Source organism: Variovorax sp. J31P207, from assembly GCF_030316965.1.
GTDB lineage: Bacteria > Pseudomonadota > Gammaproteobacteria > Burkholderiales > Burkholderiaceae_C > Variovorax > Variovorax ginsengisoli_B.
In genome coordinates, this window is record NZ_JASZYN010000001.1 from 792,623 (window position 1) to 804,894 (window position 12,272).

A 12,272-nucleotide genomic window follows, 5' to 3' on the forward strand; every position below is an offset into this window, starting at 1 on the left:
CGCCGCCGCCGTCATGGCCGCATCATCAATCGGTCAGCTCGCGCCACGAGGTTCGATGTGCGCTCCCGGCGCCCGACGACTGGATGATCGGCGGGATCTCGCTCTTGATGGAGCCGTCGCTGTTCTGGTAAATGATGCGCACGTTGCCGTTGCTGTCCTTGATCCAGCTCATGCCGACGATCAGGGCGTTGTTGTTCCACAGCACGCCGGCGGGGTTGGTGTTGACCACGCCGCCGTTGGTGACGTCGAGGTAGTAGCGCCATGAAGCGCCACCCGACTTGCAGGCGTTGCCGCTCGGGATGGTCGTACCGATCGACAGCGTGCTGAACTGCAGGCCCAGGTTGCTGGACACACGCTCGCCCGACTGCGGCAGGTCCACTCGCCAGCCGCCCTTGGTCGCCCAATCGACGCTGTTGTCGGTGACGGCCGCGGAGATCGGGTGCCCGTTCGCATCGTTGGTCAAGGTGAAGGTCTGGGTGATGAAGTCGGTGGTGTCGGCGCGCACATCCCCCCAGCCGGTGTTCGTCAGCGTGTCCTTGATGCCATAGATGCTCTGCTGGGTCGTGGTGATGATGTCGGTGGTGCCCAGGTACTGGCCGGTCGCCACCACGACCACCGGAACGCCGCCCACGTCGACGGTCTCTGGCTTGATCGTGATCGGCTGCGGCGTGCTGGCGTCGAGCTGGAACTTGGCCAGCAGCAGGGCGCCCTGGTGGGGTTCCACCAGGCCGTCGGTGTCGAAGCGCCAGAGGTTGCCCATCAGGTCGCCGCCGTAGAAGCGGGTGGCGGTGTTGTTGCTCGGGCTGTCGATCCAGGCGTTGATCTTCGCCAGGCCGCTCGGGGTGCCAGCGCTGCCCGCGGTCGTCGCGATGGGGTCCATCATCTTGGCGCCGGTGCTGGCATCGAGCACGAAGAGCCTGCCCTTGCCGTCGGCGGTGTTGTTGTAGCCGGAGGCGAACACGACCACCCAGACGCCATCCTTGTTCTTGGTGATGACCGGGTTGCCGTAGCTCAGGCCCAGGTTGGTGTCCGTGAATTCCCACAGGGCCTTCGGGCTGTTCGGGTCGGTGATGTCAAGGGCGTAGTAGCCGCTGCCGCCCTTGTTGAAGCCGCCCACCAGGATCGTTTTCCAGACGCCGCCCGCCTTGATGTCGGCCATGACGGGGGCGCCGTCCACATAGTATTGGTGGTTCGCTGCGTAGTTGTTATTCGCCAGCTTGTAGAGATTGGGCATGACGCTCGTCGGCACATAGGCCCAGACCTCGGTGCCGCCATCGGTCGTGTCGGCCGAGAAAGCGTGCAGCATGCCGTCGTTGGCGCCGACGTACACCATCGGCTTGCGCGTCGCATTGTTGGCCAGGAAGTCGGCGTAGCCCGCATCCGCATAGCTGAACGGCGGCTTGCTGACATGCACAGGAGCGCCGTTGACGATGTCGCCCAGCACATGGCTGCGCTTGCGGTACAGTGCCCCGACCGCGTTGCTCGAGGCGTCGACGGTGCTGGATTCGTAAGTGCGATCGCCGCGCAGGTAGTTGACCAGGTTGCTGCCGGTCTCGGCGAGCATCTTGTCGCTTACGGGGCGCTTTGTGTCGGTGGCCGTCGAGAGTGTGGCGCACTGCGACGCCTTCACCGTCTGGGAACACAGGTTGTCGAAGTACGCCTTCTGGCCCGTGCTGAGGTTGGCGTAGGTGAAGCTCTGCAGTGCGCTGCCGTTGCTGAAGTAGATCTTGCGCGCCGAGGCCGCTGTCGTGTCCAGCAGGGCTTGCGCCGACCACACATGGTCCAGCGACAGCGATGCGTCCTCGCCCTTCAGCGTGAAGGCCTCCAAGTCGCCAGTCCACAAGCTGGTCGTGTAGCTGGCCTTGTACAGCTGGTTCTTGTCGCCAGCCACCAGTTCGAGCGAACTGGTCGATGCCGCCGATGCCGATCCGGGGAGCTGCTGAACGGACGTGACCACGCCGTTGATGGCTTCAGTGAGTGCGCTGGCACTCAGCGCCGAGTAGTACTGGCCGCGGCCGTTGACTGCTGCGTGCCAGAGATCGTCGACCCGCGTGGCGCCTTCCTTGAGCGTCGGATCGGGCCAGTTCACTGCGCCGTTGGGATTCTTGAGGTCGGCATAGGAGCCGGCCGTCTGGGTCAGATAGTTGCGGTCGTAGGTCAGCGTGCCGCTCACCCCCAGCCCGATTGTGAAGGTGTTCATGTGCTGCCAGCTGGCCTTGTCGCTGCCCACCTCGGGGACCAGGTTGGCGCAGACGTCGTCGCTGCTGCTGGTGGTGCAGTTCGACAGGTCGGTGGTGCGCAGGTCGGTGGCGTAGTAGTACTCGGCCACGTCGGCCAGCGTGTTGGAATCGCCACCCACTGAGCCCGTCGTGGTGGTGGTGGGGCCGGCGACGAAGGCGTTGTTGGCCGGCGGGTTCGGCGTGCTGTAAGCGAGGACAGGCGACGAGGTGGTCCAGGGGTCTCGCTGAGCCGTCGTCGTCGTGGTGCCGTCGTTGCCGGGGGTCGCCTGCGTCACCGAGGTCGATGTGGCGTTGCCGTCATCGTCGAATCTGGTCGGCGTGCCGTTGTCGCTGGCGGGGTCCGTCACCGTGACCTGGGCGGTGTTGACCCAATCGGAGTAGGTGATGGGGCTGACCGTCGTGGTCGGCGAGCCACCATCGGGCGTGGTGACCGTCGTCGTTCGGGTCGCAGTGCCGACCTGCACGGTGACCGCGGTGCGCGTCTGGGTCTGGGCTCGCCTGGAGATCTGGTTCTGAACGGTTGTCGTGACGGTGTATTTGCCGTTCTTGTCCTTCTTGGACGAGGACACGGTGGTCTGCTTTTGCCTCCAATAGGCCGTGCGCGTGATTGTGCTGGTTTCGTTGCGGTACGCCTTTGCCGTCGAGGTCGTCACGGCAATCGTCCCCTTCGAGGCGCCGTCACGCATCGGGCGATCTTCGGCCCCGTCCTGCTGACCGACGTTGGTCACGCCGTCGAGTTTGAACGGTCCGTAAGTCGCACTCTCCGTGTTGGTGTTCCAGTAGCCGTCGGTCGACAGCAGCGTGTAGTTGCGCTGGCACGAGTACTGCACGGGATCGGAGGTCTGGCCCGAAGCCTTGTTGGCGTAGTAGCGGCCGGCCTTGGACAACGCGCCGCGCAATGGCGTCCAGCTGCTGGGCGGCGCGCTGTAGAGGCTGTTGTAGAAGTTGGCCTTCTGGGTGCTGTCGAAGTCCTTGATGTCCCGGAAGTAGTTCGTGCCGTCGACCACCCCGGTGTCGCTGATGGTGCTGAAGCCGACCCGGTAGCTCGAATCGAGCGCGGCGATCGCCTGGCCCATCGCGGTGCGCATGAGCAGGTAGCGCTTGCGATAGAACGAATACCAGTTGGCGTAGTTCTGCTGTTGCGCGGCCGATTCGCTGGTCATCGTCACTTTCGTGAAGATGGTGGTGCTGCTGCCGGTGCTTATCGTGCACTCTGTGTAGAAGGGGTTGCTGACCACGCCGTTCGTGTCGTAGACCCAGCCCATCTTCGGCTGGCGGACATTGCTGCTCCCGGTGCCGACGCCGTTGTACACGTAGTAGTAGGCGTTGGTCAGGTCTGTCGTCGAGCCGGTACTGTTGTAGCCGTCGTCCAGCGCCTTGGCGAAGGTCGCTTTGGTGTACGAGGTCTTGCCGTCGGATTGCAGCGGCGGCGTATAGGTCAGCGTCGGGTCATAGGCGACGCCATTGCATTGCGCCGACCGGTAGCCATATTTGCCGCTATCGCTCATGTCGTCCGGCATATAGGCGCTATCCATACTTCCCGAATCGTCCAGGATGAACAACAGGTTCGGCTTGGCCTCCACGTTGGGCAGCGTGGCCAGCGGCTGGCTCGACAGGTCGGTGATGGCGGCCGGGCTGCCGGACGCGAAGGTGCCCGCCAGCAGGGCGCAGGCCACCAGCAGGAGGATGCGGCTTGCGTGAGACCCGTGGGGGGGGCGGCGCGATGGGGACGGTTGTTGTTTCATGGCCTGGGGTTCCTCTGCTGACGCCGCAAGGGCGTTCCCTCTTTCAGAAATGCACGATCGTTTCGGTGTAGCTGGCGGTGTTGCGCGCGCCCTGCACGCGCACCACGATGCGGTAGTACGGGCCTGAACCGCCGGCGAAACGAGCCGAGTCCGTGTAGTTCAGCTCGCCGCGCTTGCCCGCCGTATTGCCGCTGCTGGCGATCGGCTTGGCGCAGCTGATGGTCTTGTCCAGGGCGTAGTCGCCGGGCTTGGAGCACAGCCGGAAGATCACGTAGCGCGCGGTGTTGCCGTTGATGGTGCCGGCGCTGGCGCTGAGCACGCCGCAAGTGCCGCCCGACATGTACTTGCAGCCGTCGCCGTCCCAGTCGACCAGCTGGCGGGGGTCGGTGCTGGCGAACTGGCGCCCCGTGACGTCCACGGGCGGCAGAACCGTCGTGCCGTCCGTATCCAGTTCCAGGGTGCTCGCGTAGTAGCCCTTGGCGCCGACGTCGAGGTTGAGGCTGGCGCTATTCAGGGTCAGCCAGTCGAGGGCTTTGCGGGTGGCCTGGTCGGCGCTGGTGGTGGCATCCTGCTTGAAACCGAGGTTGCCCATCAGCAGCGCGCTGGTGTCGACCGATCGAATCAGCGCCAGGGTGGCGAGCATCAGTGCCACCAGGGTGATCAGCGCGAAGATCAGCGACACGCCGCGCTGCATGCCTCGACGATGAGGCATGCGTCGGCGGATATGGGAATGGTCGATGGTGCTCATTCAGGAGTTCCAGAGCATGTTGCGCAAGGGGATCACCGTGTCGTAGACCTTGTAGCGGTAGTGCTTCCAGTCGGTGAGGTTGTCCACCTTCAGCGCGATGCACTTGCTGGTCCCGTTGCAGGTTGTGGTGCCGCTGATCGTGCCGGTGGCCCCGACGTCCCACTGCGGGGCGGTCGGTGTGACCTCCTCCTTCTCGTACTGGCCGCTGCGCGCCACCACGGCGACGCGGATCGCCAGCACCTGCAGCCAGCCGGCGTTGGTGGTGGGCAGGGTCGTGTCGTAGGTGTCGACCACGCCGTCGTTGTTGGTGTCCTTGCCGTACATTGCCTGCAGGTTGACGATCTGCGGAAAGAGTTCCTGTGTGTTGGTGCCGCCGGTGGTGGGCGACAACTCGGTGACCGCGAAATTGTTGGCGCTGTCCACCGAATAGGTGCGATAGACCATCGAGCCCATGTTCAGGACATAGCTGCCTGACAGATAGCCGGCATCCGGAAAGATGGCGCTCTGGTTCCATTTGCCTGCAGCGCCGACCGCGTGCGGAAGGCGCGTGGTGGTGAGGGTCGTCTCGGTGGCCGACGTGTCGTTCGTGACGTTGAACAGCGTGCACCATGCGTTGACTCCCTGCACCTTGGGCACCGCGATCATCATGTTGTTGGCGACGGCGCCCAGCGTGGATGCCACGGTGAAATACGCCGTGGTCTTCGGATGGTCCTCCGTGAGGATCATCGGTGCTGAAAATCCAGAGGTCCGACCTTGCAGCACGGTGATGGTGTCGGGTGCACCATTGGCGCCGTCCGTGATGACGACGGGCGCCAGGGGGAACGTGAACGCCGTGCCGCCGGCGTCGAACTGGCGCTTGACGAGGCAGCCCAGCGCGTCGGTGCTAGCGGTCGCCCCATAGCCGGCCATCTGGATATCGCTCTGCAGTGTGTACAGCGTGAGCGCACCGTTGACCTGCGCGTCGCTGCCCGTGGACACCGAGCGCTTCATGCCTTCGGCCACCGACAACACCTGGCTGATCACCAGCACGGTGAGCATGCCCAGCAGCAGGCCGACCATGAGTTCGACCAGCGTGAACCCGCGTTGCCTGTTCATCGAGAAGCTCGTTGACTTGGTCATGTCCGGCATGTCATTTCCCTGCCTTGGTGACCGTGGTGGAGGTCACGTACTTGTGGGTTTCGCCGCTCGGCAGGGTCCAGTCGATCTCGATCGAGACGTCGCCCGTCGGGACGTCGACGGTGATCGCCCCCTTGCCGCCGGGCAGGCCGCTTGCGACCTTGCCTTGCCATTCCTTGCAGCGATCGAGCGATGCGCAGCTCGTGCCGTTGTAACTGGCGAGGTTGGTCAAGTCGGACCACATGCGCCCGACCGCCTCGCTCGCCAGGTAGGCCGCGTCGGCGCGGATCTTGGACTCGGTCTGCGCGCGCGTCATCGAAGTCTGCAGCCCGACCAGGCCGAGCACGCCGAGCATGAAGATCAGCAACGCGACGAGCACTTCGATCAGTGCGATGCCGCGTTCGCTCCGGCGGCCGGCGCCGCGCTGCCGTGGAAGCTGCGGCGCTGGGCGCGCCGTGCGTTGGAATCGTTGGGGTGCATGCATCGCGGTTACTCGGCTGGGCATTTGCGCGGGTCGTTGGCGTCGCTCACGGCCGGATCGCACATCCGCACCTGGCCCGCCGACGTGATCGCGATGCGCAGGTTGCGGTAAGTGACACCCGTGGCCGTTCCGGTCACGTCGATCTTCTGGATCGGGTCGGTGTTCGCAATGCGTCCAAAGCCGTTGAAGGTGACGGTGGTGCCTGCCGTGGCGCCATCGGCCTGCACGGCGGCCACCGAGACCCGGCCTCCAGCGTCGCCGACGGCACGGCCGGTGACGATCATGGGCGACGAGATGATCGAGGGGGCGTCGGCGCAATGCGAAATCGGGGAGTTCACGCTCACGACCCATGAACCGCTGCTGCCCGAGAGCGTGCAGTCGTTGGTGAGTTGCGACGGATCGTTCACCTCGACCAGCCAGAACGAGACGTTCTGGTTGCGCCGGACCGCCTCGCCGCGCGCCAACTGGAGCCCGTTCTGCAGCGAATCGGCGACGTTGCGGATGCGCGTGTTGTCGAGCCAGGTGCCCAGGCTCGGCATCGCTGCGAAGAGCAGCAGCGCCAGCACCGCGATGGTGACGACGATTTCGATGATCGAGAAGCCGCGTTGGCGCATGGTGATTCCCGCGCGATCAGCAGGTCGCGCTCTTCGTGAGCCAGCACTGGGCGGTCGAGTCGACGCCCTTGAACTGGGTCGTGGTGCGGTCGCCGTTCTCGTTGATGGTGTAGGCGTACCCGCTCATGCTGCCCGCAACGCCTGTCGCCGTGATGGTGTAGCTCTGCTGCTTCGCGTCGCCCGCTTTGGTGTTGGCGCGGCAATCGAAGCTGAAGTACTTGATCGTGGTGGGGAAGGTGTGCCAGCTGTTGGCGGACGGGTCGTCGGCGCAGGCGGTGGCCGCCGACCCGTAGTTGCGGTTGTCCTGGTAGTACTGCTCCATCTTCGAGCGGTAGAGGGCCAGCGCGTTGAAGGCCTCCGGCTGCTGGCCGCGCCGCACATAGTCGTTGTACGCAGGCAGTGCCACGGCGGCCAGGATCCCGATGATCGCCACCACAATCATGACTTCGATGAGCGTGAAGCCCGTCGACCGGCAACGAGATTGGGAAACGTTTTGCACTGTGATGACCTTTGTCCGCATTGCTTGATTTAGGTCACAAATTGTCACTGTCCTGCCCGTTTCACCCCTTGCCGCCCGTCAGCGCCGTGCTTCCTTTCGTCGCTCGCGAGCGGTCAATCTGTGAACTTTTTCATGGCTTGAATTGATCTTTGGTTCTCATTCTGAGTTGAGTGAAAAAGGGAAATGGTCTTGAATGCAGTCGGAAAAATCGCGTTTGCCACGCTGATTGCTCTGCCTTTTCTATTTCCATTCGCCGAAGGACCCTCGGTCAACACCCCGCAGCAACTGGCGACTTGGGCTTGCGTGGCCCTGCTGGCAGGCCTCGCACCGACCCGTCTGCCCTCCCGACCCCTGATCACCTGGCTCACCACAGCCACCCTCGCGCCCATCCTCGGCCACGGCCACGACATCCCCCTGGCCGCTGCAACCGTCTTCGCCCTGGCGATGGTGGGCATGGCCGCCTGCCTCGGCGCCGGCATGGCGCGCGCCGGTTCGCCGGCCCCCTGGGCCTGGGCGCTTCTCATCGCCGGCCTGCTCAATGCCGTCCTCGGCCTCCTCCAGTACGACGGCTGCGCCGAGCCCCTGGTCCCCTGGACCACCGCCCCCGAACCCGGCCAGGCCTACGGCAACCTGCGCCAGCGCAACCAGTTCGCCTCGCTGATCAGCATGGCGCTGATCGCGGCCTTGTGGCTGCACGCGGTGCACGGTCGCCGGGTCCGCGCCGCTTTGGCACCGGCCGCCCTGCTGCTGGTCGTCGCCGCCGCCGCCGCGACCTCCCGCACCGGCCTGCTCCAACTGCTGCTGATCGCTGGCACTGCGGCCTTCCTGGCCTGGCGCGAGCGTCGACGCGCTACTGCGCGGCTACTCCGTCTTCCGCACCCCCTGGTCCTGGTCTCGCTGGTGCTGGCCTATTTCACAGCCTCCTGGCTACTGCCCCACCTGGCCGGTTCCGAGGTCGAAGGCATACTGGCCCGCCTGCGCGACGGCGCTCCGGACGCCCACAGCCGGCTGGTGCTCTGGCGAAACGTCATCGACCTCATCGCCCTGCACCCATGGGCCGGCTGGGGCTGGGGCGAGCTGAAGTTCGCCCACTACAGCACGCTCTATGCCGGTCCGCGCTTCGTCGAGATCCTCGACAACGCCCACAACCTGCCGCTGCACCTCGCGGTCGAGCTCGGCATTCCGGCCGCCCTGCTGGTCTGCGGCGGCTTCGGCTGGCTGGTGTGGGCCGCCCGTCCGTGGCGCGAGGCCGACCCGGCCCGGCTGATGGCCTGGGGCCTGCTGGCCGTCATCGTCCTGCACAGCCTGCTCGAATACCCGCTGTGGTTCGGGCCGTTCCAGCTCGTCTTCGGGCTGTGCCTGGGTTTCCTCTGGCCGGCACCGGCACCGGCAGCCCGGCGTTCGCCCCGGGTCCTGCCGCTGGCGGCGCGTGCCGTCCCGATGGCCTGCGCGCTGGCTCTGATGGCCGTGGTCAGCTACGCCGCCTGGGACTACACCCGGATCAGCCAGGTCTATCTGGCGCGCGACCAGCGGCTGCGGGCCTACCGCGACCACCCGCTCGACCAGGCGCAGCGCTCGCTGCTCTTCGAGGCACCGGTCGCCTTCGCCCGCCTGACGCTGACCCCTGTCACCCCCACCAACGCGGCCGAGATGCACGCGCTCGCTGAACGCGTGCTGCACTACTCGCCCGAGCCGTCGGTGATCGTCAAGCTGATCGACAGCGCCGTGCTGCTGGGCAAGGCGGACGAGGCGGCCGCCCAGGCCGTGCGCTTCATGGCGGCCTTCCCGCGCGAATACAGCCGCTGGCTCGCCGGCCTGCCGCTGGCCGACGACGCGGCCGAACAGCCTCAGCCCGCCACGTAGCTCCCCGACTTGCCCCCGTGCTTCTCCAGCACGTGCACGTCGTTGATGCGCATCCCGCGGTCGACCGCCTTGCACATGTCATAAATGGTCAGCAGCGCCACCTGCACCGCGGTCAGCGCCTCCATCTCGACGCCGGTCGGCCCCACGGTCTCGACGGTCGCGGTGCAGGCCACCTGCGGCACGCCGCCATCGGCCAGCGCAAAGGCCACCGCCACGCGGGTCAGCGCCAGCGGATGGCACAGCGGGATCAGGTCGCTGGTCTTCTTGGCGGCCTGGATGCCGGCGATGCGCGCGATGCCGAGCACGTCGCCTTTCTTGGCGGTGCCGGATTCGATCAGCGCCAGGGTCGACGGCATCATCTCGATGCGGCCGGTCGCCACGGCCACGCGGTGGGTCGCGGGCTTGGCCGCCACGTCGACCATGTGCGCCTGGCCCTGGTCGTCGAAATGGGTGAGAGAACTCATTGTGTGAACGTTCCGCTGAGTGCAGCATCATACGAGCCCGAGCCATGGACGAGGAATGCCACGCTTGACTCCCACCGACCGACCCCTTCACACCGCGACGCAGGGCGCCAGACGCCTGCTGCGCGGCCTGTGCGCCGGCCTGCTGATGGCCGCCCAGGTCGCGCTGCCGCTGCGCGCCCAGGCCCAGCTGCTGCCCGGCATGGGCGATGGCGGCGAGATGACCGCCGCCGCCGAACGCCACCTGGGCGACCAGATTGCCCGCGAGCTCTACCGCGACCCGGACTACCTCGACGACCCGGTCCTGGTCGAGTACGTGCAGGACATCTGGCAGCGCCTGCTGGCGGCGGCGCGCGTGCGCGGCGAGCTCACGCCCGAACTCGACGAGCGCTTCGCCTGGACCATCCTGCTGGGCCGCGACCGGACCATCAACGCCTTCGCGCTGCCGGGCGGCTACCTCGGGCTCAACCTGGGGCTGCTGGCGGTGGTCGGCAGCCGCGACGAGCTGGCCACCGTGCTCGGCCACGAGCTGTCGCACGTCACGCAGCGCCATATCGCGCGCATCATGGCCAAGCAGAGCCAGCAGCTGCCGTTGATGCTGGCGGCCATGGTCCTCGGGGTGATCGCGGCCAGCAAGAGCCGCAGCGGCGACGCCGGCCAGGCAATGATCATGGGCAGCCAGGCGGCCTTCATGCAGAACCAGCTGAGCTTCTCGCGCGACATGGAGCGCGAGGCCGATCGGGTCGGCTTCGGCGTCATGACCCAGGCCGGCTATGCGCCGCAGGGCGCGGCGGCGATGTTCGAGAAGCTGCAATACGCCGCGCGGCTCAACGACAACGGCTCCTACCCCTACCTGCGCAGCCACCCGCTCAACAGCGAGCGGATCGCCGACATGCAGGGCCGGTTCCAGTTCAAGCCCGGCAACGCGGCTGCACTGCCGCTGCTGATGGACCACGCCATGATCTCCGCCCGCGCCCGGGTGTTCACGCGCCCCGGCGTCGACGTGCTGCGGCAATGGGTCGATGCGGCCGGGGCCAGCGAGTTCGCGCGCAGTTCGCCGGCGCAGCAGGCCGGCACGCTCTACGCGGCCGCCCTGTCGGCCAATGAACTGCGCGATTTCAAGGCGGCCCGGGCCCTGGTCCAGCGGCTGACGGTGCGCACCGCCGGCGATGCGCCTTCGGCGCGGCTGGCGCGCCTGCTCTCGGCCGAGATCGAACTTGCCGCGGGCGCGCCGCAAGCGGCCGCGGCGCTGCTCGATCCGAAGGCCAAGGACCGCCCCGAAATGCTGCTCGCGGCGCAGGTCGCGGTCGCCACCCACGCCCCGGCGCCGATGATCCCGCCGCTGCGCGACTGGGTCGCGACCCATCCGCGCGACGCCACGGCCTGGCGCATGCTGGCCAACCTGTATGGCGCCAACAACGAACCGGTCAGCGCGATCCGCGCCGACGCCGAGTCCAACGTCGCCACGCTCGACCTGGCGGCCGCGCGCGATCGATTCAAGGCGGCGCAGGACCTGGTGCGCAAGCCCGGCTCGGTGCCGGTCGACCACTACGAGGCGTCGATCATCGACACCCGCGCCCGCGCGGTGGACGCGCTCCTCAGGGAGCAGGCCGCCGAGGAAAAGCGGCCACCCAGGTAGCGGCCGCGCAGCGCGCGGGCTTCAGGCCTGCTTCGAGAACAGTCCGCCGAGCGCGGACTCGATCACCACGCCGAGCAGCGAATAGATCAGCGAGCCGACCAGCGCCGCGAAGAAGCTGTTGACGTGGAAGCCCGACAGCAGGCCCGACGCCGCCCAGAAAAGCAGGGCGTTGATGACGAACAGGAACAGGCCCAGCGTGACGATCGTGACCGGCAAGGTCAGCACCACCAGCACCGGCCGCACGAACATGTTGAGCAGCCCGATCACGGCCGCGGCCAGCAGGGCCGAGGTGTAGGTGCTGACCTGGACCCCGCTGTAGAGATAGGCCACCGCCAGCAGCGCCAGCGCGCTGAGCAGCCACTTGATGAGAAGTCGCATCCGGCGAGGCGGTCCGGGCTACTCGGAGAGCTCGTTGGCCAGCACCAGCAGCGCGCCCATGCCCACCATCGCGCCGGGCAGCGCCCAGCCCGAGTGGCCGGCCGGCGGGACGTCGGGCGCCACGGGCTCGAGGTCGACCCCGAGCTTCGGCCGGCGGGCGTCGACCACCCGCGCCGCGCCGTGCTCCAGCTTCAGGCGCTGGGTCAGCTCGGGGAGCGGCCCCTTGGCCAGCACCGGCATCACCGGCGTGCCGCCGTGCGTGAGCACCGGCAGCAGCTGCTCCTGCACCTTGGCGAACCATTTGGCGCGCCAGTTCTCGCGGGCGCTGTGGCTGACCCACTTGCTGATGCGGTGCGTCATGCGCGGGGCGCACGCCACGAGCACCCATTCGCTCACCTCGGCGCCGCCGCCCTGGGCGGGAGGCCGAGCGAGGAATTCGCGCGCGTAGGCCGCGTCGTCCACGTACAGAATGACCTTTTCCATGGTTG

At 67.0% G+C, this 12,272-nt stretch carries 11 protein-coding genes; 2 read left to right on the forward strand and 9 right to left on the reverse strand.

The annotated features are described in order from the left end of the window. Positions 1 to 25 precede the first annotated feature (25 nt). The 6 genes from QTI68_RS03760 to QTI68_RS03785 are packed head-to-tail and all read right to left on the reverse strand — an operon-like array spanning position 26 to position 7,464. The gene (locus QTI68_RS03760; protein WP_286519745.1) at positions 26 to 3,985 is read right to left on the reverse strand and encodes a pilus assembly protein; all 3,960 of its coding nucleotides are present in this window, start codon (positions 3,983 to 3,985) and stop codon (positions 26 to 28) included. A gap of 43 nt (positions 3,986 to 4,028) precedes the next feature. Then, the gene (locus QTI68_RS03765; protein WP_286519746.1) at positions 4,029 to 4,733 is read right to left on the reverse strand and encodes a pilus assembly PilX family protein; all 705 of its coding nucleotides are present in this window, start codon (positions 4,731 to 4,733) and stop codon (positions 4,029 to 4,031) included. Next, positions 4,734 to 5,852 (reverse strand): PilW family protein, encoded by a 1,119-nt coding sequence (locus tag QTI68_RS03770; RefSeq protein WP_286519747.1) that lies wholly within the window; start codon positions 5,850 to 5,852, stop codon positions 4,734 to 4,736. A 10-nt stretch (positions 5,853 to 5,862) separates the two neighbouring features. Beyond that, a complete protein-coding gene (locus QTI68_RS03775; RefSeq protein ID WP_286519748.1) occupies positions 5,863 to 6,333 on the reverse strand; it encodes a type IV pilus modification PilV family protein in 471 nt (156 codons plus the stop codon). 5 nt (positions 6,334 to 6,338) lie between these two features. Further along, positions 6,339 to 6,944 (reverse strand): pilus assembly FimT family protein, encoded by a 606-nt coding sequence (locus tag QTI68_RS03780; protein ID WP_286519750.1) that lies wholly within the window; start codon positions 6,942 to 6,944, stop codon positions 6,339 to 6,341. Between the two features lie 16 nt (positions 6,945 to 6,960). Next, positions 6,961 to 7,464 (reverse strand): type IV pilin protein, encoded by a 504-nt coding sequence (locus QTI68_RS03785; RefSeq protein WP_353506395.1) that lies wholly within the window; start codon positions 7,462 to 7,464, stop codon positions 6,961 to 6,963. A gap of 282 nt (positions 7,465 to 7,746) precedes the next feature. Between QTI68_RS03785 and QTI68_RS03795 the strand changes: the two genes are divergently transcribed. After that, entirely contained in the window at positions 7,747 to 9,306 is a 1,560-nt protein-coding gene (locus QTI68_RS03795) for a PglL family O-oligosaccharyltransferase (protein ID WP_353506396.1), read from the forward strand. Here QTI68_RS03795 and moaC read toward each other — a convergent pair. Continuing rightward, positions 9,291 to 9,770: a cyclic pyranopterin monophosphate synthase MoaC gene (gene moaC / locus QTI68_RS03800; protein WP_286519752.1), complete on the reverse strand. Its 480-nt coding sequence runs from the start codon at positions 9,768 to 9,770 to the stop codon at positions 9,291 to 9,293. The genes QTI68_RS03795 and moaC overlap by 16 nt on opposite strands. 55 nt (positions 9,771 to 9,825) lie before the next feature. Between moaC and QTI68_RS03805 the strand changes: the two genes are divergently transcribed. Continuing rightward, complete coding sequence (locus QTI68_RS03805; RefSeq protein WP_503011618.1) at positions 9,826 to 11,406, forward strand: M48 family metalloprotease; 1,581 nt, start codon at positions 9,826 to 9,828, stop codon at positions 11,404 to 11,406. 21 nt (positions 11,407 to 11,427) lie between these two features. On the opposite strand, the gene QTI68_RS03810 is transcribed toward QTI68_RS03805, so the two are convergent. Further along, positions 11,428 to 11,784: a phage holin family protein gene (locus tag QTI68_RS03810; RefSeq protein ID WP_286519753.1), complete on the reverse strand. Its 357-nt coding sequence runs from the start codon at positions 11,782 to 11,784 to the stop codon at positions 11,428 to 11,430. Between the two features lie 18 nt (positions 11,785 to 11,802). Then, on the reverse strand, positions 11,803 to 12,267 hold the full coding sequence (locus QTI68_RS03815) for a hypothetical protein (protein ID WP_286519755.1): 465 nt from the start codon (positions 12,265 to 12,267) through the stop codon (positions 11,803 to 11,805). Between the last annotated feature and the right edge of the window lie 5 nt (positions 12,268 to 12,272).